The organism is Paracoccus lichenicola (assembly GCF_009708075.1).
GTDB lineage: Bacteria > Pseudomonadota > Alphaproteobacteria > Rhodobacterales > Rhodobacteraceae > Paracoccus > Paracoccus lichenicola.
Window position 1 is genome coordinate 134303 of the sequence record NZ_WMBT01000001.1, and the last position, 23381, is coordinate 157683.

The following is a 23381-nucleotide window of genomic DNA, read 5'->3' on the forward strand; positions in this document are numbered from 1 at the left end:
CTATTATCAGGCGAGCGGAGAGTCCAGTTTTCCCCTTTCCTAATGCCCGCCCCGCGCCCGTTTGTCACCCTTCAAACGTGCCGCATTTTCCCTATCTGTTCCGCATGAGCCTGCTTGAACAGTCGATTCGTGCCTGCCGCCTTTGCGCGGGGCGCTTTGCCGCCACGGCCACCGCCCACCATCCCCGCCCCGTCGTCTGGTTCCGGCCGGCCGCGCGCATCCTCGTGGTGGGCCAGGCGCCCGGGATGCGGGTACATCTCAGCGGCCAGCCTTTCACCGACCGGTCCGGCGACCGGCTGCGCGGCTGGATGGGGGTGGACCCGTCCGTCTTCTATGACCGGGACCGCATCGCCATCGTGCCGATGGCCTTCTGCTTTCCCGGCTATGACGCGCGCGGATCGGACCTGCCGCCGCCGCCGCTTTGCGCGCAGACCTGGCGCAGCCGCGTCATGGCGCAGTTGCAGCCCCGGCTGACGCTGCTGGTCGGCGGCCATGCGATCCGCTGGCACCTGGGGCTGCGCGACGTGACGGGGGCGGTGGCATCTTGGCGGGACCATGCGCCGGCGGTCTTTCCCCTGCCCCATCCCTCGTGGCGCAACACCGGCTGGCTGAAGCGCAACCCGTGGTTTGAAACCGACCTGTTGCCCGACCTGCGCGCCGCCGTCCGGGCCGAGCTGACGCGCAACGACTGACCCTTTGGTCCGGGCCGCGCAAGCCCCGTGTTGACAGGTCGCGCCCGCCGGGCCATGCCCTGCCGCATGACGACCGATATCCAGATCGCCCGCGCCGCCCGCAAGCTGCCCATCGCCGACATCGCCGCAAGGCTGGGCCTGGGCGAGAACGACATCCTGCGTTACGGTCCCGACAAGGCCAAGATCGCGCATGACACGGTGGCCAGCCTGGCTGACCGCCCGCGCGGCCATCTGGTGCTGGTGACGGCCATCAACCCGACGCCTGCGGGCGAAGGCAAGACGACCACCACCGTCGGCCTGGGCGATGCGCTGAACCGCATCGGCAAGCGCGCCACCGTCTGCATCCGGGAAGCCAGCCTTGGTCCGAACTTCGGCATGAAGGGCGGTGCTGCGGGCGGGGGCCATGCCCAGATCGTGCCGATGGAGGAGATGAACCTTCATTTCACCGGCGATTTCCATGCGATCACGGCGGCGCACAACCTGCTGGCCGCCATGATCGACAACCACATCTATTGGGGCAACGCGCTCGACATCGACACGCGCCGCATCACCTGGCGCCGCGTGATGGACATGAACGACCGCGCGCTGCGCGACATCGTCGTGGGGCTTGGCGGGGTCTCGAACGGGTTCTCGCGCCAGACCGGGTTCGACATCACGGTCGCGTCCGAGGTCATGGCGATCCTGTGCCTGGCGCGCGGCCTGGACGACCTGCACGACCGTCTGGGCCGGATCGTCGTGGGATACACCCGCGACCGCCGCCCCGTCACCGCGCGTGACCTGCGGGCGGACGGCGCCATGACGGTCCTGCTGCGCGACGCCTTGCAGCCGAACCTGGTGCAGACGCTGGAAAACAACCCGGCCCTGGTCCATGGCGGCCCCTTCGCCAACATCGCGCACGGCTGCAACAGCGTGATCGCCACCGACACCGCGCTGCGCCTGTCGGATTATGTCGTGACCGAGGCGGGCTTCGGCGCCGACCTGGGGGCCGAGAAGTTCCTGGACATCAAGTGCCGCCTGGCCGGCTTGTCGCCCGCCGCCGTGGTGCTGGTGGCGACCATCCGCGCGCTGAAGATGAACGGCGGCGTCGCCAAGGAGGATCTGGGGACCGAGAACGTCGCCGCCGTGACGCGCGGCTGCGCCAACCTGGGCCGCCATATCGAAAACCTGCGCGGCTTCGGCCTGCCGCTGGTGGTCGCCGTCAACCACTTCGCAGGCGACACCCCGGCCGAGATCGCCGCCCTGCAGGATTATTGCACCCGCCACGGCACCACGGCGATCCTGTCCCGGCACTGGGCCAAGGGCGGCGCGGGGGCCGAGGATCTGGCCCGGCGGGTCGTGGAACTGGTGGACGGCGGCGAGGCCGATTTCCACACGCTTTATCCCGACGCAATGCCCTTGTGGCAGAAGATCGAGACGATCTGCACCCGCATCCATCGCGCGGCCCATGTCGAGGCCCTGCCCGGCGTCCGCACCCAACTGGACCTGTGGGAGGAACAGGGCCATGGCCGCCTGCCGGTCTGCATCGCGAAGACGCAATACTCGTTTTCGACCGACCCGGACCTGCGCGGCGCGCCGGAAGGCCATGTGATCGCCGTGCGGGAGGTCCGATTGAACGCAGGCGCGGGCTTCGTCGTCGCCATCTGCGGCCAGATCATGACCATGCCCGGCCTGCCCCGCCACCCGGCGGCCGAAACCATCGGCCTGAACGACCTGGGCCAGATCGAAGGACTGTTCTAGGCCGCCATCGGCAGGCTGGGCCGCGGGTTGTGCCAGCGTCGGTAAACCGCCATGTGCAGCGCCACAAGCGCGGCCAGCGTCGGACGCAGCGCAGACTGATCCTGGTCGGCGGTTCCAAAGCCGATCCGGGCGGGAAACGACCCGTCCGGGCGCTGGCTTGCGATAAGGTCGCCCAGCAGCGGCGCCACGTCGTGATCGGGGTCGATCAGGCACAGGCAATAGCACATCTGCGCCAGGGACATCAGCTTGCCCTTCCGCTCGGCCCAGGCGGCAAAGCGCAGGCAATTCGCGAAGGCGTCGCCATAGGTCCAGGTGTTGGCAAAGCGCGGACGTTCCGCCCCGAAGCGGTAACACAGCATCAGCACATGGGCATAGCCGTCGATGTCCTGCTCGGTCAGCCGCTCCTCGGGGATGGGGCTGCGCAGGACCACCTCTGCCTCGGCCAGCAGGCCGGGGTCGGAGGGGCCGGACAGGGCCAGGCGTTCGGTCAGCGACATGTCTGCCAGGCTGATCCGCGCCACGTCGGCCTGCGGCAAGAACCCCAGAAGGGCGGCCCCGGACCTTTGGCCCATCCCGGACCGGCACTGGAGACCGTCGATGAAATTCCTGGTGAATTCGGGCGTGAACCGGCTGCCGACAAAGGTTTGAAGCGGCGCCGGGCTGCCGCGCAGGCCGGTGCATATATGCGCGGCCACCGCGATTTCAGCCACGGCGGCCAGATGAGGGTCGCCCGGCGCGGACAAGGGCGGCAAAAGCTCGATCTGGTGGCGCAGCCATTGCTGGCTGCGGGCATTGATCAACGTCAGCAATTGCCTGTAGGCAAGGTCATGAGGCATGAGAGTTTTCCCACCGAAACATATTCAACAGTTAAAAACCCCGTTCAGGAATTTGGCAATGATTTCGCTGCACGGACGGCAGCGATATACTGAATATGAATTGAAAAGTTTCCATATATTCCCGAATAGAAGAACGGCGGGATCATGCAACGGTCACAACCCGCAAGACAAGATCCACAACGCCGAAACGATGCAACGGGTAACCGCGACTGCCAGGACAGGTTCCTGGCAAGCGTGAAAAAGACAGTGGATCGGCAACAGGGACAAGATTGCCTGCGTGTTCGGGTTCAGTCAAGCAAGCAATCGGAACGTCCCGCCATCCCGCGCCTAGCCGGGTTCCCGGTCCGCAAGACGCATCCGGGCCATCGGGTGGCGCCCGTCGATCATCCTTCGGCAAGAGGTCCAGGCGGCCGCCCCGATCACGCCACCGTCAGAACGCCGATCCTCCCGGCAGGAACACGTGGATGGCGGGAATGCGGAAACAGGCGTTCAGTCGCCGGCAGGACGACCACGCCTTTCCCTGGTCCGGCCTTCACGGAACCGGCAATGGACATTATAACGATCATCTTGAAGTTGATCAAAAAACGCATCGGGAAAATCTTTCTGATCACAATCTGTTAATTCCAAATTGAAATAATTTTTACCCTGTGATTTTGCTCTCTAGGGTTTGCTGTCCCGATTCAACAGGAAGTAGAGCTGGATTTCTCCACCGCCCCGCCCGCACACCGGTCTTCATCGCGAAGACGCAGGCCCGATGTCCGACCGGCAGGCAAGGAAGGGCAGAGGCGGGGGACCTTCTGTCCAACGTCCTCCGCTTTCCGGACCGATCGATCCGGTACCCTGCACCCGATCATCGGCGCTGGTTCGGTCTGTGGGACTCGGAAACCTGCGGTTCGGCGAAATGCACCTGTCCGCGCGGCAGCATGAAGACTTCGCCCGGGCGGGCATCGGTCACGACATGGTCGATGTCATCAAGCCCGCAGATCGCCACGCGGCTTTCCACGCCGATCTTGCCCGAATGGCTGAGAATCATGCGCGACTTCGACCGCCGGATCATGGCGCGCGCAAGTTCCGCCTCGTGGAACTCGTAGTCCGTCGCGCCGCGATGCGGGTGCAGCCCCACGGGCGAGATGACGGCCATGTCCGCCAGGAAGCGGTCCACCTCGGAAATCGTCATCTCGCCGAAGGTGCCGGGAACGTCGCGATGCGGACGGCCGCCCAGAAGCAGCGTCTCGCAATCGCTGGCGGCCGCCAGTTGCGCGATTTCGATGGAATTGGTGATGATGCGCATCGCACCGCGACGCACCAGGGCACGGGCAAAGGCCAGCGTCGTGGTGCCGGTGTCGATCATCAGGGTCATGCCCGGCTGGATCAGGGCGCAGGCGGTCTCGGCTATGGCTGTCTTGGCTGCGGCATCCGCGGTGCGGCGGATGTCGAAGGCGGGTTCCGGCACGATCTCGGCCCCCGACGGGATCGCACCGCCATGCACGCGCATCAGGCTTGCGGTTTGCTCCATCTCCAGAAGATCGCGCCGCACCGTCTCGCGCGAAACGCCGAACAGTGCGGCCAACTGATTCGTCATGACCTTGCCGTCACGGGCCAGCAGTTCCAGAATCTTGCCCTGACGCTCGTGCGACCACATCTTGTTCTCCGATCCGCATGGAGCTTGCTAGCACGGGATTGCCGCAAATCCACAAGGCCACGACGAGGATGTGGATATTGTTGGTATTGTTGCCGCGAATTTGGCCTTGGTAATGCCACATAGGAAGCATTCCCGCACAAAAACATCTCAACGCAAGTATTTGCACGCCGTGGCGCAAGCTTTGCGTGGCAAGCGCCAAGCGTCCGAACCTAGCCTTGGATCAAGCTCCACACAAATCCACGAGGCGTCACATGGTCGATCTGCAACAAGCGACGCGCTTTGCCAGCCAGACGGCGGACGCGGCGCGCAAGATCGCGATGCGGCATTTCCGCCAGCCGCTCGGGGTCGAGCATAAAAACGACAACAGCCCCGTCACCGTCGCCGACCGAGAGATCGAGGCCTTCATCCGCACCCGGATCGCCGCCGAATGGCCCGGCCACGGCATCTTCGGCGAGGAAGAAGCGCCGGTGAACACGGACAGCCGCCATGTCTGGATCGTGGACCCGATCGACGGCACCAAAAGCTTCGTGACCGGGCACCCGCTGTTCGGGCAGTTGCTGGCGCTGATGGACGGCGCGACGCCCTGCCTGGGGCAGATCGACATGCCGGCGACGGGCGAACGCTGGGTCGGCGTCCAGGGCAGCCCGACCTTGCTGAACGGCGCACTGTGCCGGACCAGCAATTGCCGCGACCTGTCGCAGGCCTTCGCCTATACGACCGACCCGCTGCTGTTCACCGGCCCGCGCGCCGCCGCCTTTCAGGCGCTGCGGCAGGCGGTCCGGCTGATCCGCTTCGGGGGCGATTGCTACAGCTATGGGCTTTTGGCGTCGGGCCATTGCGACCTGGTGCTGGAAACGGGCTTGCAGCCCTATGACTACCTGCCGGTCGTGCAGATCGTGCGCGGTGCGGGCGGGGTCATCACCGACTGGCACGGCGCCGATCTGGGCGTCGGCTCGGCAGGGGACGTTCTGGCCTCGGCCACACCGGACCTGCACGGGGCCATGCTGCGAAAGCTGGCGGACCTTCGCGAAAGACAAGCGGCGTGAAAAGCCGCGCAACCTTTTCCCAACAGGAGAGTGTGATGGACAGAAGAAAGTTTCTTCGTTACGGCGCGGCGACCGGTGCCCTGTTCGGCACCGCGCGCATCAATCCCGACTTCTTCTTCAGCTCGGCCCATGCGCAGGGCGCGCGGCCGCTGGTGTTCCTGTCGGCCGAGAACATCACCGGCAACTGGGATCCGACCGCGCATACCACGCTGTCGCAGACCAACATCGAAGGCTTCGTGATGGGCTATCTGACCCGCGCGCCAATGCGGCCCGGCGCGCCGGACGAGGTCGTTTATGAATTGGCGACCGAGATCACCGAACTGGACGCCCATCGGTTGCAGATCAAGCTGCGCGAAGGCGTGACCTTCCATGACGGCAAGCCCTTCAAGGCCGAGGACGTGAAGGCCACCTTTGAATACGGCGCGTTGCCGGACCGCCCCAAGCAGGTCTATCCCGGCCCGACCGACACCTTCGAGGTGACGACCCCCGACGATCATACCGTGGTCGTGGACACCTCGAAGGGCGGCTATGGCGCGTCGTTGTTCATCTTCCTGGCGTCCTATCTGCCGATCCTGTCGGCAACCGACGTGGCCGCCGGCCCCAACGGTCCGCTGTCGCAGCGACTGAACGGAACCGGCCCGTTCCGCTTCGTCGAACAGCGCGGCAACGACACGGTGATGGAGGCGTTCCCGGACTATTTCCGCGGCGCGCCCAAGGTTCCGGGCGTGACCTTCAGCTTCGTGGGCGACGCGACCACGCGGATGCTGTCGCTGATGAACGGCCAAGCCGACGTGATCGAACGGCTGGAACCCGAACAGGTCGAGACCTTGCAGGCCCAGGAAGGCATCAAGCTGTCGCGGCTGGTCTCGGTGGAAAACAAGTACCTGTGGTTCCGCTGCTCGAAACCGCCCTTCGACAACCCGCTTGTGCGCAAGGCCGCCGCCCACGCCATCGACCGCGGCATGATCATGGAGATCATGGGCACGGCGGGCGAAGCGTCCAGCAACTTCATCTCGCCCATCAAGTTCGGCTACTTCGACATTCCCGACTATCCGGAATACAACCCCGAGGAATGCCAGCGCCTGCTGGCCGAGGCGGGCTTCCCGGGCGGACAGGGGCTTCCGGAACTGGAATACATCACCTCGACCGGCTTCTATCCCAAGACCAAGGAATATGGCGAACTCATCACCGCATTGCTTCAGGAACAGGGCTTCCCCGTCACGCTGAACGTGATGGAGGTCGCCGCCTGGAACGAGCGCCTGTACGACCGTCCGGGCGGCGGGCCGGGCCACATGGTCGATTGCGGCTGGTCCACCGGATCGCCCGAACCCGACCTGGTATTGCGCACGCATTTCCATTCGACCAGCAAGCGCATCTGCGGGATCGTCGATCCCGAACTGGACGCCGCCCTGGACGAGGAACGCAACGCGCCGTCGATGGAAGCGCGCAAGCAGTCGCTGCAAGCCAACCTGATGCCGATGCTGGCCGACAAGGTTCCGGCGCTGAGCCTGTTCACCTCGGTCCTAATCCACGGGATGCGCGCGGATGTGGACGGGTTGTTCATCTATCCCGACGGGCAAAGCGACGCGGCCAGCGCGACGGTCGCCTGACGCAGCCACCGGGACCGCCCCCGCGGCGGTCCCGGATCTCCGATGACATGCCACGCAATGCGGAGCCGCAGATGTTCATCCTTCGATTCCTGGCGCGCCGGCTGTTCCAAGGCGCGATCATCGTCTTTCTGGTCTCGGCCCTGATCTTCACGCTGCTGCGCGTCGTGCCGGGCGATCCGGTGCGCCTGATGGCCGGAGGCATGGCGCCCGAAGCGTTGATCGAGCAGATCGCCGCCGACATGGGCCTGCGCGACCCGATCTGGCAGCAGTTCGGCCGCTATATCGGCGGCGTCGTGCAGGGCGACCTGGGCCAAAGCTTCGTGCGGCCCGCGAACGGCGCGGCAGTCGGCGGGGCCAGCTTCGACGACACCACCCGCAGCGAACGGGCCGAGGTGCTGGCCCTGATCGCCGACACCGCGCCGATGACCCTGCAACTGGCGCTGCTGGCGATGGTCTTCGCGCTGGTCATCGCGGTGCCCGTCGGGGTCTGGGGCGGGCTGCATCCCGGCGGCTGGCCCGACCGGATGGCGCTTTACCTGTCGTCGCTGTTCGTCAGCCTGCCGAACTTCTGGCTGGGGATCGTGCTGGCGCTGATCCTGTCGGTAAAGCTGCAACTGATGCCTGCCATCGGCTACAAGGGTTTCGCCTACACGATCCTGCCCGCCCTGGTCCTGGCCATCGAGATCGCGCCGTTCCTGATCCGCACCCTGACCGTCTCGGTCGCGGGGGTGATGGGCCAGACCTTCATCGACATCGCCCGCGTGCGCGGCCTGACGCGCAACCAGATCGTCTTTCGCCACGCCCTGAAGAATTCGTCGATCCCGCTGCTGAACCTGATCGGCGTGCAGTTTTCGATGCTGCTGGGCGGCGTGCTGGTGATCGAATTCATCTTCGACTATCCGGGCCTTGGCCTTCTGACCATCAACGCGGTCATGCAGCGGGACTTTCCGCTGATCCAGGGCATCGCGATCGTCACCGCCGCCGCCTTTGTCCTGATCAACATCATCGTTGACCTGGTTGCGACCACCATCGACCCGAGGCTGGAATACTGATGAGCAGCATCGACATCACCACCGTCCCCGTGGCGCGCCTGCGCGAACGCAAGGTCTCGACCCGGATCTGGCGGCAGGCCTTCGCCTCGGTCGAATTCAGGATCGGCCTGATCGTGCTGGTCCTGCTGGTTGCCGCGGCGCTGCTGTATCCATCGCTGTCAGGCATCGACCCGGTCAAGATGAACATCAAGGCCAAGCTGATGCCGCCCTTGTTCATGGGCGAGGGCTGGAGCTGGTCCCACCCCTTGGGAACCGACCAGCTGGGCCGCGACATGCTGGTGCGCGCCCTTGTGGGCTTGCGCTATTCGCTGCTGATCGGGGTGTCCACAACCGTGCTGATGCTGCTGGTCGGGGCGCTGATCGGGCTGTTCGCAGGCTATTTCGGGGGCAAGACCGACACGATCCTGATGCGTCTGACGGATGCGCAGCTGTCGATCCCGATGATCATCCTGGCGATCACCATCCTGGGCGTGTCGCGCCCGACCATCCCCTCGATCATCCTGGTTCTGGGGCTGGCGGGCTGGCCCGTCTATGCCCGCGTCATGCGGTCCACCGTCATGTCCGAACGCAAGAAGGAATACGTCCGCGGCGCGATGGTGCTGGGCGCGACGGACTGGCGGATCATGTTCGCGCTGATCCTGCCCCTGGTGCTGCCGCCCATGGCCTTTGTCGCGGTGCTGGACATCGCGCGCATGATGATCTTCGAATCCGTGCTGGGCTTTCTGGGCCTCGGCGTGCAGCCGCCGACGCCGACCTTCGGCAACATCATCGCGGACGGGCGGAAATACCTGATGAACGCCTGGTGGATCGCCACCATGCCGGGGATCTTCCTGGTGCTGGTGCTGACCTCGATCAACCTGATGGGGGCCAGCCTGGAACGCGCCCGCAACGCCATCTACGGAGGCGCATGAAATGCTGGACGGTGCTGAAACCCGGACGTTGCTGTCGGTCCGCAACCTGTCGGTCATGGCCGGCGACCGGACCATCCTGGACGGCATCAGCTTCGATCTGCAGCCGCGCCGGATCCTGTCTGTGATCGGCGAAAGCGGATCGGGCAAGACCGTGCTGGCCCGCACGCTGGCAAGCTGGCTTTCCCCGCCCCTGCGTGTCTCGGGTGGCACCGTGCTGTTTCAAGGCCGCGACCTGCTGGCCGATCCCACCCATGCCCGCAGCCTGTCGGGACGAGAGATCGCCTATGTCGGCGGCAACCCGGCGGGCGCGCTGGATCCGACCATGACGGTGGGCGCGCAACTGGTCGAAAAGCTGCGCGCGGTGCGGCCCGACATTCCCGCAGCAAAGGCGCGCGACAAGGCGATCCAACTGCTGAAGGCGGTCAGGATCCCCGCGGCGGAGCGGCGCTTCAACGAGTACCCGTTCCAGTATTCGGGCGGCATGATGCAGCGCGCGATGATCGTGGATGCGCTGATATCGGACCCCGCACTGCTGATCGCGGACAACATCACGCAGCCGCTGGACGTGACCGTCGCCGCGCAGATCCTGAAGCTGATGCGGGACCTGAACGCCGAATTCTCGACCGCGATCCTGTTCATCTGTTCGTCCCTGCCGGTGGCCTGCGACGCCTCGGACGAGGTGATGGTGCTGCACAAGGGCCGGGTCGTCGAACGCCAGACCCCCGCGGCCCTGATCGCATCGCCGCAGCATGGCTATACCTACGCGCTGATCGCGGAACTGCCGACGCTGTGGCAGGGCGGTCCCGACCGCCGCCGCCGCGTGCCCGCCACCGAACGCCCGATCATGTCGGTTCGCGGCGTGTCCAAGGCCTACGAGACGCGCGGCAAGTCCGGCAAGGCCCTGGTCCAGGCAGTGCGGAACGCCGATTTCGACGTTTTCGCGGGCGACAACTTCGGCATCGTCGGAGAATCCGGTTGCGGCAAGTCATCGCTCATGCGGCTGCTGACCGGGCTGGAACGTCCCGATGGCGGCCGGATCCTGTTCAAGGGCGAAGACGTGGGCACGGCCAGCCGGAAACGCCTGCGCGAACTGCGGCGAGAGTTCCAGCTGGTGCTGCAAGACCCCTACGGATCCTTGCCGCCGCAATCGGCAATCGGCGCGATCCTGGAGGAACCGTTGAAGATCCACCGCATCGGCACCCGGGCCGAGCGGCGGGATCGCGCCCGCGCGGTCATGTCCGAGGTCGGCCTGCATCCCGGCCTTTACGAAAGCCTGCCCACCGGGCTGTCGGCGGGCCAGCGCCAACGGCTGAACGTCGCCCGCGCGATGATCCTGGAACCCGACCTGCTGATCATGGACGAAACGCTGTCGGCGCTGGACCAGACCGAACAGGGCAAGCTGCTGGATCTGTTCGAGCGTTTGCAGGCCCGGCACGGCTTCACCTATATCTTCATCAGCCACGACCTGACCATGGTGCGGCAGGTGTGTTCGCGGATCGCGGTGATGTATCTGGGCGAGGCGGTCGAGGTCGCGCCGAACGACCGGCTGTTCTTCGACCCCGGCCATCCCTATACCCGCGGGCTGCTGTCCGCCGCCCCCACGCTGGAACCGCGCCGCTATCGCCCCGAGGATTGCCTGCTGGAGGGCGAGCCGCCCAGTCCCATCGACCTGCCGCCCGGCTGCGCCTTTGCCAGCCGCTGCCCCCATGCCTTCGACCGCTGCCGCGCGGAAAACCCCGCGCTGCTGTCGCGCGGCGGACAGGCCCTGGCGGCCTGTTTCCTGAATGAACCTCACGAGGCCACGCATGTCTGACACCCTTTCGCTGACCCGCATCGACGCCGATCTTCTGGCGCGACTGATGGACAAGGTGTCCGAATTCGGCGCGACCGGCGACGGCGGGATCGACCGCCCGGCGCTGACCGACGCCCACAAGGCCGCGCGCGACTGGTTCGCGGGCGAAATGCGCGCGCGGGGCTATCGGGTACTGGTGGACGACATCGGCAACCTGTTCGGGCAGCTTGATCTGGCCGGACCCGGTGCGCCCCTGGTGATGATCGGATCGCACCTGGACAGCCAGCCCAGGGGCGGACGCTTCGACGGCGCCTATGGCGTGGTGGCCGCCCTGGCCGCCATCGAGACCTTCCGCCGCGAAGCCGCCGACGGGGGCACCGCGCCGCGCTGCAACTATGCCGTCGCCGACTGGATGAACGAGGAAGGCGCGCGGTTCCAGCCCAGTCTGCTGGGATCCTCGGTCTTCGCGGGGGCCATCGACCGCGATTGGGCGCTGGCGCGCGCGGATCGCGATGGCAGGACGGTGGAACAGGAACTGGGGCGCACCGGCTACAGGGGCAGCGACCCGGCGCCCAGGCCCGACCTGTATCTGGAAATCCATATCGAGGGCGATGCCAGGATGGAACGCGCGGGCGCCCGCATCGCCCCCTTCGTGCGACATTGGGGGGCGCTGAAGGTCCGCATCGAAATGACCGGCGAACAGAACCACACCGGTCCCACCCCGATGGAGGATCGCCGCGATGCCGTCCTGGGCGCGGCCCATGTCATCGCCTTTGTCCGGGAACTGGCCGATACCGCGGCGGACACGCTGTTCACGTCGGTCGCGCGGGTGGACATCTCGCCCAATTCGCCCAACATCGTGCCGGGCCGCGCGGTGCTGTTCTGCGAACTGCGCGCCCCGGAAGCCGCGATGCTGGAATGGTCCGAGGCAAGGCTTCGGGACGCCCTGCCCGGGCTTGCGGCCAAGGCCAGGGTGACGGCCGAAATCGTGGCGGTGGACCGCCGCGACGCGGGCAGGTTCGATCCGCGCCTTGTCGCGCTGACCGAGGCCGTCGCCGACGATTTCGGCCATGCCCGGATGCGGCTGGACACCATCGGCGGGCATGACGCCGTGGCGCTGAATGCCGTGATGCCCGCCATCGTGGTGGCCGTGCCCTCGGCCGGGGGCGTCATCCACCGCAACGACGAATACACCAGCCCCGAGGATCTGGCCGCAGGCGGCGACGTGCTGGTCGAGATGATCCGCCGCATCGACGCGGCGGGCGGGGACCTGGACAAGGCGGCGCGGCCATGACCGCGCTTGTCACCGACGCGATGCTAGCCCGGGCCGCGCAGGCGGCGGGGCTGGCCGCGAACCTGCCCGCGCGGCCCGGCCCCGCACCCCTGGCCTCGCCCAGCTACAAGGCTCTGGAAAGCGCCTCGATCCTTGTGTCCGCGCCGCAGGGCGAGGTCTTCCTGAAGGTCATGCACCCCGAGATGCGCGACGGCTTCGACCTGCCCGCCGCCATGCAGCTTGCCACGCAGGCGGGCGAAGCCGGGATCGCGCCGCGCGTGTTGTGGTCCGATGCGGGCACCGGCGCCGTCGCCATGCAGGCGCTGACCGGCTGGCGCACTGCCACCCAGTTCACCTTGCAGGATCCTGCCGTGACGGGTGCCGCGATGGCCGCGTTGCGCACCCTGCACGGCACCGCCCCGCTGGCCCACCGCTTCGACCCCTTCGCGCTGATCGACACGCAGATCGAGGCCTTGGCCGCGCTGGACAGCCTGCCCGACGATGCCGCATGGCTGCGCCGCCTGGTCTTCCGGTTGCGGCCGATGCTGGACGACGCGCCGCTGGCGCCTTGCCGCAACGACGGCGCGGCGTCCAACCTGATGGTCGGGCCGGACGGGCAGGTCATGCTGGTCGATTTCGACCGGGCGGGCATGAACGATCCGCTTTACGACATCGGCTGCCTGCTGGCCGAGGTCACGGATTTTCCGCAGGACATGCAGGCGGGGTTCCTGGCCTTTTGGGGGCGCCCCGACGATGCGGCCCTTGCCCGCGCGCGGCTGTGGTCGGTGGTGGACGACATGCTGCACGCGCTGTGGTCGCGCAGGCTGGCGCTGATGTCGGCCCGGCGCGGGGTCGAATGGCTGAAATACGGCGAATGGCGGCTGATGCGGCTGCGCCTGGCGCTGAACCATCCCGACTTCGAGCAGCTGGTCCGCCTGGCCCGTGCCCCCGGCCTGAGGGACGCGTCATGATGATGAAGCCCATCGGCTCTGCCGCGCACGCGCTGGAAGAAACCATCGAGCAGGTGATCCGCGACGCCCCCCTGTTCCGGGGCGGCGAGGGCATCGTCTATGGTCCCGTGCCGGGCGGCATTTCCAACGAGAACTGGCGGGTGCGGACGCTGGACGGGACGGGCGACTGGTTCGTCAAGGTGCCGGGCAACGGGACCGAGATGTTCATCGACCGGGTGGCGGCGATGGACGCCTCGCGCAAGGCCGCGGCCGCCGGACTGGGACCGCGCGTCCATGACGACCTGGCCCATCGGGGGATCGAGATCAACGACTTCCTGCCCGGCCACCGCGCCTCGACCCACAGCGACTTCGCGGCCCGCGACAAGCGCGCGGCGGCCATCGCCGCCTATCGCCGGATGCACGCGCTGCCCGCGCTTGGCCTTACCAAGACCGTGTTCGACATGATCGACGAACATGCCGCCCAGTGCCGCGATCTGGACGCGCCGCGCTTTCGCAACCATGACTGGGTGATGCTGAACGAATCCATGGCGCGCGAGGCGCTGCTGGCCTCGGGCCTGGATCTGGTGCCTTGCTTCAACGATCCGATGCCGGGCAACTTCATGATCGGACCGGACGGCTCGATCATGCTGATCGACTATGAATACAGTTCCATGAACGATCGGTGCTATGATCTGGGCATCTGGTTCGGAGAGATGTTCTTCGCCCCCGCGCAGGAGATGGAGTTGATCGAGGAATATTTCGGACGGGTTTCCCGCGACCTGGTTGCCCGCGTCACCGTCCACAAGGCGCTGGCCGACGTGAAATGGGCGCTGTGGTCGATGGTGCAGTTGCGCGTGTCGCGGCTGGATTTCGATTTCCACAAGTACGGCATGTGGAAGCTGATGCGGTTCCGCCAGATCACCGGCCACCCGGACTGGCCTGCGCAGCTGAGAGCGTTGTGATGACCTATCGTGCGACCGCCCGCGGCGAAAGCTTCCGCTTCGATGATCTGGTCGCGGTGATGGCCGCGGCCTCGCCCGAACGGTCGGGGGACCAGCTTGCGGGGATCGCGGCGGATAGCGCGTTGCAGCGGGTCGCCGCCCGGCGCGTGCTGATGGACCTGCCGCTGCGGACCTTCCTGTCCGAGACCCTGGTGCCCTATGAAGCCGACGAGGTGACGCGGCTGATCATCGACAGCCACGATGCAGCGGCCTTCGCGCCGGTCGCCTCGATGACGGTGGGGGAATTCCGCGACTGGCTGCTGTCGCCCGCAGCCGATGCCGCCGCGCTGGCCGCGCTGGCCCCGGGCCTTGTGCCCGAGATGGTCGCGGCCGTCAGCAAGCTGATGCGCAACCAGGACCTGATCCGCGTCGCCCGCAAGGCCGAGGTCGTGACCGCGTTCCGCAACACCATCGGCACGCGCGGCACGCTGGCCACGCGCCTGCAACCCAACCACCCCGCCGACGATCCGCGCGGCATCGCCGTGTCGGTGCTGGACGGCCTGTTGCAGGGCGCTGGCGATGCCGTGATCGGGATCAATCCGGCGTCCGACAATATCGCCAACTGCCATGCGCTGCTGGTCGCCCTGGACGAGATGCGGCAGGCCTTCGCCATTCCGACGCAAGGCTGCGTGCTGACCCATGTGACGAATTCCCTGGCCCTGCTGGAACGCGGCGCCCCCGTCGATCTGATCTTCCAGTCCGTCGCCGGAACACAGGCCGCGAACGAGGGCTTCGGGATCTCGCTGGCCATCCTGGCCGAGGCGCATGGGGCGGGCCTTGCCGCCGCCCGGGGCACGGTCGGGCAGAACTGCATGTATTTCGAAACCGGGCAAGGCGCGGCGCTGTCGGCGGATGCGCATCACGGCGTCGATCAGCAGACGCTGGAGGTTCGCGCCTATGCCGTGGCCCGCGCCTTCAAGCCCTTGCTGGTCAACACGGTCGTGGGCTTCATCGGGCCGGAATACCTGTATGACGGCAAGCAGATCATCCGCGCAGGGCTGGAGGATCATTTCTGCGGCAAGCTGATGGGCCTGCCGATGGGGGTCGATGTCTGCTACACCAACCATGTCGAGGCCGACCAGGACGACATGGACAATCTTGCCACGCTGCTGGCGCAGGCGGGGGTCAGCTTCGTCATCACCGTGCCGGGCGCCGATGACGTGATGCTGGGCTATCAAAGCCTTGCCTTCGAGGACATCGGCTATCTGCGCGAGGTGACCGGGCTGCGTCCCGCGCCGGAATTCGCCCGCTGGCTGGCCGAGTTCGGCCTGGCGGGACAGGGCACGCGGGCCTTGCCCGATCCCGCCGCGCTGGCCCGTCGCATGGGCCTGCGGCCATGAGCGTGCCGGACTTCGACCTGTTGCGCCGCCTGACGCCCGCCCGGGTGCGCCTGGACGCGGCGGCGCGGCCGATGCCCTTGTCCGCGCTGCTGTCCTTTCAGGAAGATCACGCCGCCGCTCGTGACGCCATCCACGCGGCCCTGGACATGGACGGGCTGGCCGCGGCCCTGGGTCCCCGGCCCTGCCTGCGGGTGGAAAGCCTTGCAACCGATCGCACGACCTATCTGCGCCGCCCCGACTTGGGACGGCAACTGGCCCCGCAAGCCGCCCTGCCGCGTCTGGACTGTCCCCTGGCGCTGGTCATCTGCGACGGGCTTTCGGCCCCGGCGGTGATGGCGCAGGCACCGGGCGTGGTTGCGGCCCTGTCGGACCGCCTGCCCGAACTTGCCGCGCAGCCCGTGGTGCTGGTGCGCGGCGGCCGCGTCGCCATCGGCGATCCCATCGGCGCGGCCCTGGGCGCGCGGATGGTATTGGTCCTGATCGGCGAACGCCCCGGCCTGTCGGTGGCGGACAGCCTTGGCGCCTATCTGACGCTGAACCCCCGACCCGGGCTGCGCGACAGCGCGCGGAACTGCGTGTCGAACATCCACCTGCGCGGCGGGCTGTCCCACGAGGCGGCAGCGGATCGGCTGGCGTGGCTTGTCCGCGAAGCCCGGCGCATCGGGACCACCGGCGTGGCGTTGAAGGACGAAAGCGGAAAGGATGCGCTTGCCGGCGGCAGACCCGCGGACATGCCGGGGATCCGCCCTGAATAACTGCGGCGTTCGCCGATGCGTGAAATGTCGTGCCGGGCCACCGGCAGCATCCGCCTGTTTCACAGGATTGCAGGCCCAGCACCGCCTTGCCTGTCGCTTTGCAAGGCAAGGCGCGGCAGGAAATCACTCAGGCGCCAGCCCCCGCAGATCGGACAGATCGGGCGGCAGCGACAGATCCGGTGCCGGTGCCGGCAAGCCGGGGGCCGGGGACGCCTGTGCCGGTTCGGCCTGCGGCACGACGGGCGCCGCGTCGGGCGCATCGGTGACGGTCCGGCCAGGCGCGGCCAGGGCGGTGGGCAAAGTCAGGGCAGCGGGACGGTCCAGTTGCGGGGCATCCTCGCCCGCATCCGGGGCGCCCTGCACCGGGCCATCCCGTTCCCCCGCCAGTTGCGGGCGGGGGTCGGCGGCCGTAACCGCGACAGGCGCGGGTTCCGAGGTCGGCGCCATCACCGCGGGCGCCTCGGGCTGGTCGGGGCGTTCCGTGGCCAGGGGCGCGGGCAGGTGCGGCGCCATGTCGCCGCCGCGCCCGAACTCGGACCCGACCGGCAGATCGACGGCCCCCGCCTGCGGGGCATCGCCGGCCTGCGGCACGGGCGCTGCAGGCTTCGGTTCGACGGGCGCGACGCGGGGCGCGGGCTGCGCCACGGGTGCCGGTTCCGGCCGCGGCACGGGCGCGGCCAACGACAACGCGGCCACGGCGGCGATGCTGACCACGCCGCCATGCAGAAGACCTGTCCAGAAACCGCGTGCCATGTGCCCCTTCATGCCCGTGCCGGTCTTGACCCCCCGGCGCGCTTCGGCCCATCTATAGCGGACCCGTTCAGGCGGGGAAACCGCCACCATATCAGGGCGCCGACCATGATCCTTCTGATCGACAACTACGACAGCTTCACCTGGAACCTCGTGCATTACCTGGCCGAGGCCGGGGCCGAGGTCGTCGTGCGCCGCAACGACGCCCTGACGGTGGACGAGGCCTTGGCGATGCAGCCTGACGGGATCGTGATCTCGCCCGGTCCCTGCGACCCCGCGCAGGCGGGCATCTGCCTGGACCTGATCCGCGCCGCCGCCGACCGGGCGATCCCGCTGTTCGGCGTCTGCCTGGGCCACCAGGCCATCGGAGAGGCCTTCGGCGGCACCGTCGTGCGCGCCAACCGCATCATGCACGGCAAGACCGATGCCATCAGCCATGACGGCACGGGGGTCTTCGCCGGGCTGGCGTCCCCCCTGACGGCGACGCGCTATCATTCGCTGACGGTGCGGCCCGACGATCTGCCCAACTGCCTGCGCGTCACCGCCACATCCGACGACGGCACCATCATGGGCCTGATCCACGAGGCCCTGCCGATCGAGGGCGTGCAGTTCCACCCCGAATCCATCGCCTCGGAACACGGGCACGAGATGATCCGCACCTTCCTGTCCCGCTGCACCCCCCGGCAGGCCGCCGCATGACCACGGACATCCGCCCGCTGATCGGGATCGCCGCCACCCGACCGCTGACTTCGATTGAGGCCGAGGCCGCCTTTTCCGCCCTGTTCGACGGCGCGGCCACGCCCGCCCAGATCGGCGGCCTGCTGATGGCCCTGCGCGTGCGGGGCGAGACGGTGGACGAAATCGCCGCCGCCGCCCGCGCCATGCGCAAGCGGATGAACCGCATCCATGCCCCCGCAGACGCCATCGACATCGTGGGCACCGGCGGGGACGGCAAGGGGACGCTGAACATCTCGACCGCGACGGCCTTCGTGGTGGCGGGCGCGGGGGTGCCGGTCGCCAAGCACGGCAACCGCAACCTGTCGTCGAAATCGGGCGCGGCGGATGCGCTGACGGCCATGGGCATCAACGTGATGGGCGGGCCGGCGGTCGCGCAGCAGGCGGTGGATCAGGCGGGCATCTGCTTCATGATGGCGACCATGCACCACCCCGCCATGCGCCATGTCGGCCCGCCGCGCGCGGAACTGGGCACAAGAACCGTGTTCAACCTGCTGGGACCGCTGACAAATCCCGCCTCCGTGCGGCGTCAGCTGACCGGCACCTTCAGCGCCGACTGGATCCGCCCCATGGCCGAGGTTCTGCGCGATCTGGGCAGCGATGCCGCCTGGCTGGTCCACGGGGCCGACGGCACGGACGAGATCAGCATCGCCGGGGAAACCCGTGTCGCCGCCCTGAAGGACGGCGAGATCCAAGAATTCACCGTCACGCCCGAGGACGCAGACCTGCCCCGCCACCCGTTCGAGGCGATCATTGGCGGCGAGCCGCACCAGAACGCCGCCGCCTTCCGCGCGCTTCTGGGCGGCGAACGCGGCGCCTATCGCGACGCGGTGCTGCTGAACGCCGCGGCCGCGCTGCTGATCGCGGGCAAGGCGGGCGACCTGCGCGAGGGGGCCGCGATGGCCGCCGAATCCATCGACAGCGGCGCGGCCAAGGCGCGGCTGGACCGGCTGGCCCAGGTCACCGGGACGCCCGAGGCATGAAGCCCCCCGGGGTCTGGGACCACCTGCCCTTCTTCCAGCAGAACTGGCCCGCGATCCGCGACCGGCTGAAGGGCCTGGACGACTGGCTGCCCGGCCCCGCCCTCGTCTTCGCCGCGCTCGAGGCGACCCCGCCCGAGAAGGTCCGCGTGGTGATCCTGGGCCAGGATCCCTATCCGACGCCGGGCCACGCGAACGGTCTGGCCTTCTCGGTCGCCCCCGAGGTTGCCCTGCCAAGGTCGCTGAAGAACATCTTCACCGAGCTGCGCGACGACATCGGCGCGGCCCCCGCCTCGGGCGACCTGTCCGGCTGGGCGCATCAGGGGGTGCTGCTGCTGAACACGTCCCTGTCCGTGCCGCCGGGCGACGCGGGACGGCACGCGTCCTGGGGATGGGACCGGCTGGCTCGCGATGCGGTGACTGATGCGCAACGCCACGGGCCGCTGGCCTTTCTGCTGTGGGGCACGCACGCGCAGAAGGCGATGGCGGGATTGCCACGCCCGCAGGATCTGGTGATCGCGACGGCGCATCCCTCGCCGCTGTCGGCGCGGCGGGGGTTCTTCGGCAGCAAGCCGTTCTCGCGGATCAATGCGTGGTTGGAGTCGCAGGGGCGCAAGCCGGTGGATTGGGCGGGGTGATGGTGGGGTGAAACCCCACCCTACGATCCATGGCTCTTGAGACGAGGCGTAGGGTGCGTGCTTGCACGCACCGGCCCCGTCGCAATGGTGCGTGCAAGCACGCACCCTACAGGGTGGAATTTACACCCACCACCGGCCCGCCCAAAAGAATGGTGGGGTGAAATCCCACCCTACAGGCCATCAATTTCCGGCGCGCTCATCGCCTCGAAGCCCACCTTTTGCCGCTTGGTCCAGAACTCGTAGGGTGGGGTTTCACCCCACCATTCGTTGTAACCAAGGGAAAATGGCGTAGGGTGCGTGCTTGCACGCACCGGCCCCGTCGCAATGGTGCGTGCAAGCACGCACCCTACGCGTCGTTCTCCGGCGCGCTCATCGCCTCGAAGCCCGCCTTCTGCCGTTCGGTCCACAGCAGGTGCAGGGTCAGCCCGCCCTCGCCCGATTCCTCGCGCTGGACCACGCCCGCCTCGTGCAGCCACGCCCGGCGGCGGCCGTCCGAGAAGGGCAGCGTCACCACGCCCTCCGTCTTCGGCTCGTCCAAGGCCTCGGACAGATGCGCGTCGATGGCGGCGATCAGGTCGTCCAGACCCTCGCCCGTCAGGGCGCTGACGGCCTGGATGCCTTGGGTCCGCGCATCGGTGCGGCGCAGGGCGTCGCGTGTGTCTTGCGACAAGGCGTCGATCTTGTTCCAGACCTCGATCAGCGCCACGTCCTCATCGACGCCCAGCGATTCCAGGATCTCGGCCACGTCGGCGGCCTGTTCCTCGGTTTCGGGGTGGCTGATGTCGCGGACGTGCAGGATCAGGTCGGCTTCCAGCACTTCTTCCAAGGTGGCGCGGAAGGCGGCGACCAGTTCGGTGGGCAGGTCGCTGATGAAGCCCACGGTGTCGGACAGGATGATCTTGCGCCCCTGCCCGCCCCCGACGCCGGGCAGGCGGACGCCGCGCATGGTGGGATCCAGGGTCGCGAACAGCATGTCCTTGGCCAGAACATCGGCCCCGGTCATGCGGTTGAACAACGTGGATTTGCCGGCGTTGGTATAGCCCACAAGGGCCACGATGGGATAGGGCACCTTGGCGCGCGCCGCGCGGTGCAGGGTGCGGGTCTTGACCACGCGGTCCAGCTGGCGGCGCAACCGGGTCATCTGTTCGTCGATGGCGCGGCGGTCGGCCTCGATCTGGGTTTCCCCGGGACCGCCGACAAAGCCGAAACCGCCCCGCTGGCGTTCCAGGTGGGTCCAGGCGCGGACCAGGCGGGTGCGCTGATAGGACAGCGCGGCCAGTTCCACCTGCAACACGCCTTCGCGCGTGCGCGCGCGGTCGGCGAAGATTTCCAGGATCAGCCCGGTCCGGTCCAGAAGCTTGACGCCCCAGTCCTTTTCCAGGTTGCGCTGCTGGACCGGCGACACCGGACCATCGACCAGAACCAGATCGACCTCGGCGGCCTCAAGCCGTGTGCCGATCTCGGCCAGCTTGCCCTTGCCGAACAGCCGGCCCGGATCGGGCTTGCGCAGGCGCGCGACCTCGTCGCCCACGATCTCGATCCCCGGCAGGGCATGGGCCAGGGCCACGGCCTCGGCCAGGGAATGCGCGGGTTCGCGCCGTTGCGTCCGGCTGGCGAGATCCGGGTGGATCACATAGGCGCGGGTCGGCCGTGCCTCGGTCGCGGTGGTCTCGGTCAATCAGTCCTCGCCTTCGTAAAGCGAAATGGGCTGGCCCGGCATGATGGTGCTGATGGCGTGCTTGTAGACCAGCTGCGACTGGCCGTCGCGGCGCAACAGCACGCAGAAATTGTCGAACCAGGTGATGACGCCCTGCAGCTTGACGCCGTTGATCAGGAAGATCGTGACAGGCACCTTCGCCTTGCGGACGTGATTGAGGAACGCGTCCTGCAGGTTCTGCTTGTCGCCAGCCATTATTTTTTTCCGTTTTATACTGTCCCGGTCGGAACTTACATCTAAGCGGTCGGGACAACCCTTGCAAGCATGTCGCGCCCCGGGGGAAAGCGGCCTTCAACGGCGCCAGAACTGTGGCGAAAACAGCGCAAGAACGGCCAGCGTCTCGACCCGGCCCAGGATCATCGCCCCCGCCAGGATCGTCTTGGTGAACGCCGGCAAGCCGGACCATCCCTCCCACGGGGCCGAGGCGATGCCGGCGCTGGCCTGGAAGGCCGGGGTCAGCGGGATGGCGGCGGCCAGAGGGCCGGTGTTGGTCAGCGCGGCGACGGACAGGATCGTCGCCGTCTCGATCTCGATCTGCTGGATGGACACCAGGGCCACCACGGCGGCGATGGATGTGGCGAACAGCATGAAGAAGATGAAGGCCAGATAGGCCCCCTCGCGCCGCAGCCTGCGCGCGATCTGGCCCCCGCCCGCGACCGAGTTCGGATGCACGATCCGTTCCATTTCCCGCTGGCCGTGGCGGGCCAGGGCATAGACGCGCAGCAGCTTGACGCCCCCCGCCGTGGTGGCGACCCCGCCCCCCATCATCGCCAGCCCCGCCAGGATCAGCCCGGGCGAGGCCAGGCCCGACCAGGCCCGCGCGCCTTGCCAGTCGATCGAGGTCCAGCCGGTCGTGGTCAGATAGCTGAGACCGTTGAACAGCCCGCCCCAAAAGGCGGCAAGCCCGTTGCGCAAGTCGTGCAGCAGCTCGGACGACCCCTCGGGGGCGCGGGCGCTTTCGATGGCGCCCCCGAAATGCCGGGCGAACAGCGACAACGCCACCAGGGCGACAAGGCCCCCCGCCATCTTCAGTTCGGGATCGTCCCGCAGCCTGTCGGACGCGCGCAATTCCCCGCCCCCGGGCCAGAAGCGGCGCGACAGGGCCGGGATCAGGAACAGGAACACCGCCATTTCCCCCAACAGGCCCGAACTGTCGCCGGGCGATCCGAGAACCGGGGAAATCCCGCTGGTGGACAGCGTTCCCATCGACCGGCACAGCGCGACCAGCGCCGGATCGCCCAGCAGCAGCAGGACCAGCCACAAGGCCAGCGTCAGCCCGGCATAGACCGGAAAGACCTGCACCGCCGACCGCATCAGGCGGAAATGGGGATGGGCCAGCGGGGTGTGGAAGACCGGCGAGGACAGATGCGGGTTGCGGTCCAGCGGCTCGGCGGAGCGGGGAAGACGCTCGGGGTATTCGGGGCGGCCATAGGGGGGGGCCATGATCTCGAACCCGCCGACATGCAGGGGGGCCAGGATGGCGGTTGCGGCGACCAGGATGAAGAAGCCGCCCATCCACCCCGCCATCGCCCGCCACAGATGCAGCGGCAAGGGCAGCAGGTCGGCGGAATAGAGCGATGCCCCCGTCGTCGTCAGCGCCGAGGTCATTTCCCACCAGGCATTGAACAGGCCCGTGTCCGGCACGCTTTCGGCAAAGGGCAGCGCCATGATCAGCGGCATCCCGGCAAAGACCGCCAGCATCGCCAGCAGCGTGTCGCGCGGCCGCGGCGGGTGGGGGTTGGCCGAAGTCGCAAGCCCGACCATCCCCGCCCCCACCAGCACCAGAAGCCCGGAATAAAGGAAGTTGCGCGCCAGCTGGTCCTGATCGCTGACCGAGGCATAGGCGGCGGGCAGCATCATCGCCGCCCCGGTCATGGCGGCCAGGATCACGAACAGCGGAAGGCGCAGCAGGACGGCCATGGTG

At 67.8% G+C, this 23381-nt stretch carries 22 protein-coding genes; 15 read left to right on the top strand and 7 right to left on the bottom strand.

Features of this window, described 5'->3' with window-relative positions:
• Positions 1-104 precede the first annotated feature (104 nt).
• Together GIY56_RS00715 and GIY56_RS00720 are read left to right on the top strand one after the other, a co-directional pair.
• Positions 105-692 carry a uracil-DNA glycosylase family protein gene (locus tag GIY56_RS00715; protein ID WP_154762903.1) on the top strand — a complete coding sequence of 196 codons (588 nt, stop codon included), beginning with the start codon at positions 105-107 and terminating at the stop codon, positions 690-692.
• A gap of 66 nt (positions 693-758) precedes the next feature.
• Positions 759-2429 (top strand): formate--tetrahydrofolate ligase, encoded by a 1671-nt coding sequence (locus GIY56_RS00720; RefSeq protein WP_154762904.1) that lies wholly within the window; start codon positions 759-761, stop codon positions 2427-2429.
• Here the strand turns inward: GIY56_RS00720 and GIY56_RS00725 are convergent.
• The 3 genes from GIY56_RS00725 to GIY56_RS00735 all read right to left on the bottom strand — a co-directional run bounded on the left by GIY56_RS00725 (position 2426) and on the right by GIY56_RS00735 (position 4907).
• The gene (locus tag GIY56_RS00725) at positions 2426-3238 is read right to left on the bottom strand and encodes a hypothetical protein (RefSeq protein WP_154762905.1); all 813 of its coding nucleotides are present in this window, start codon (positions 3236-3238) and stop codon (positions 2426-2428) included. The two genes, GIY56_RS00720 and GIY56_RS00725, sit on opposite strands and share 4 nt — an antisense overlap.
• Before the next feature lie 446 nt (positions 3239-3684).
• The gene (locus GIY56_RS00730; RefSeq protein ID WP_154762906.1) at positions 3685-3855 is read right to left on the bottom strand and encodes a hypothetical protein; all 171 of its coding nucleotides are present in this window, start codon (positions 3853-3855) and stop codon (positions 3685-3687) included.
• 260 nt (positions 3856-4115) lie between these two features.
• Positions 4116-4907 carry a DeoR/GlpR family DNA-binding transcription regulator gene (locus GIY56_RS00735; RefSeq protein ID WP_154762907.1) on the bottom strand — a complete coding sequence of 264 codons (792 nt, stop codon included), beginning with the start codon at positions 4905-4907 and terminating at the stop codon, positions 4116-4118.
• Positions 4908-5158: 251 nt separating this feature from the next.
• Between GIY56_RS00735 and GIY56_RS00740 the strand changes: the two genes are divergently transcribed.
• The 10 genes from GIY56_RS00740 (at position 5159) to eutC (ending at position 16637) form a co-directional block, all read left to right on the top strand.
• Positions 5159-5953 (top strand): inositol monophosphatase family protein, encoded by a 795-nt coding sequence (locus GIY56_RS00740; RefSeq protein WP_154762908.1) that lies wholly within the window; start codon positions 5159-5161, stop codon positions 5951-5953.
• Positions 5954-5988: 35 nt separating this feature from the next.
• A complete protein-coding gene (locus GIY56_RS00745) occupies positions 5989-7563 on the top strand; it encodes an ABC transporter substrate-binding protein (RefSeq protein WP_154762909.1) in 1575 nt (524 codons plus the stop codon).
• Between the two features lie 71 nt (positions 7564-7634).
• A complete protein-coding gene (locus GIY56_RS00750) occupies positions 7635-8615 on the top strand; it encodes an ABC transporter permease (RefSeq protein ID WP_154762910.1) in 981 nt (326 codons plus the stop codon).
• The gene (locus GIY56_RS00755) at positions 8615-9526 is read left to right on the top strand and encodes an ABC transporter permease (RefSeq protein WP_154762911.1); all 912 of its coding nucleotides are present in this window, start codon (positions 8615-8617) and stop codon (positions 9524-9526) included. Before GIY56_RS00750 ends, GIY56_RS00755 begins: the two co-directional genes overlap by 1 nt.
• Position 9527: 1 nt before the next feature.
• Positions 9528-11339, top strand: coding sequence for an ABC transporter ATP-binding protein (locus GIY56_RS00760; protein WP_154762912.1), 1812 nt, complete (start codon positions 9528-9530; stop codon positions 11337-11339).
• Complete coding sequence (locus GIY56_RS00765; RefSeq protein ID WP_154762913.1) at positions 11332-12612, top strand: Zn-dependent hydrolase; 1281 nt, start codon at positions 11332-11334, stop codon at positions 12610-12612. Before GIY56_RS00760 ends, GIY56_RS00765 begins: the two co-directional genes overlap by 8 nt.
• Positions 12609-13562: a phosphotransferase gene (locus GIY56_RS00770; RefSeq protein ID WP_154762914.1), complete on the top strand. Its 954-nt coding sequence runs from the start codon at positions 12609-12611 to the stop codon at positions 13560-13562. Before GIY56_RS00765 ends, GIY56_RS00770 begins: the two co-directional genes overlap by 4 nt.
• A complete protein-coding gene (locus GIY56_RS00775; RefSeq protein WP_154762915.1) occupies positions 13559-14503 on the top strand; it encodes a choline kinase family protein in 945 nt (314 codons plus the stop codon). The genes GIY56_RS00770 and GIY56_RS00775 overlap by 4 nt, the downstream gene beginning before the upstream one ends.
• The gene (locus GIY56_RS00780) at positions 14503-15882 is read left to right on the top strand and encodes an ethanolamine ammonia-lyase subunit EutB (RefSeq protein ID WP_154762916.1); all 1380 of its coding nucleotides are present in this window, start codon (positions 14503-14505) and stop codon (positions 15880-15882) included. Before GIY56_RS00775 ends, GIY56_RS00780 begins: the two co-directional genes overlap by 1 nt.
• Positions 15879-16637, top strand: a complete 759-nt coding sequence (gene eutC, locus GIY56_RS00785) for an ethanolamine ammonia-lyase subunit EutC (RefSeq protein ID WP_154762917.1) — start codon at positions 15879-15881, stop codon at positions 16635-16637. Before GIY56_RS00780 ends, eutC begins: the two co-directional genes overlap by 4 nt.
• 123 nt (positions 16638-16760) lie before the next feature.
• On the opposite strand, the gene GIY56_RS00790 is transcribed toward eutC, so the two are convergent.
• Positions 16761-17390 (bottom strand): hypothetical protein, encoded by a 630-nt coding sequence (locus GIY56_RS00790; RefSeq protein ID WP_154762918.1) that lies wholly within the window; start codon positions 17388-17390, stop codon positions 16761-16763.
• 105 nt (positions 17391-17495) lie between these two features.
• On the opposite strand from GIY56_RS00790, the gene GIY56_RS00795 reads away from it, so the two are divergent.
• From GIY56_RS00795 to GIY56_RS00805, 3 genes are read left to right on the top strand one after another with little or no spacing between them, the layout of a single operon-like run.
• Positions 17496-18086: an anthranilate synthase component II gene (locus GIY56_RS00795; RefSeq protein ID WP_154762919.1), complete on the top strand. Its 591-nt coding sequence runs from the start codon at positions 17496-17498 to the stop codon at positions 18084-18086.
• On the top strand, positions 18083-19105 hold the full coding sequence (gene trpD / locus GIY56_RS00800; protein WP_154762920.1) for an anthranilate phosphoribosyltransferase: 1023 nt from the start codon (positions 18083-18085) through the stop codon (positions 19103-19105). The genes GIY56_RS00795 and trpD overlap by 4 nt, the downstream gene beginning before the upstream one ends.
• A complete protein-coding gene (locus GIY56_RS00805; RefSeq protein WP_154762921.1) occupies positions 19102-19740 on the top strand; it encodes a uracil-DNA glycosylase in 639 nt (212 codons plus the stop codon). The genes trpD and GIY56_RS00805 overlap by 4 nt, the downstream gene beginning before the upstream one ends.
• Positions 19741-20086: 346 nt before the next feature.
• Here GIY56_RS00805 and hflX read toward each other — a convergent pair whose 3' ends face one another.
• From hflX to GIY56_RS00820, 3 genes are all read right to left on the bottom strand, one after another.
• A complete protein-coding gene (hflX, locus tag GIY56_RS00810; RefSeq protein WP_154762922.1) occupies positions 20087-21418 on the bottom strand; it encodes a GTPase HflX in 1332 nt (443 codons plus the stop codon).
• Positions 21419-21652, bottom strand: coding sequence for an RNA chaperone Hfq (gene hfq / locus GIY56_RS00815; RefSeq protein ID WP_020949330.1), 234 nt, complete (start codon positions 21650-21652; stop codon positions 21419-21421).
• Positions 21653-21748: 96 nt separating this feature from the next.
• Positions 21749-23377, bottom strand: a complete 1629-nt coding sequence (locus tag GIY56_RS00820; protein WP_154762923.1) for a TrkH family potassium uptake protein — start codon at positions 23375-23377, stop codon at positions 21749-21751.
• Between the last annotated feature and the right edge of the window lie 4 nt (positions 23378-23381).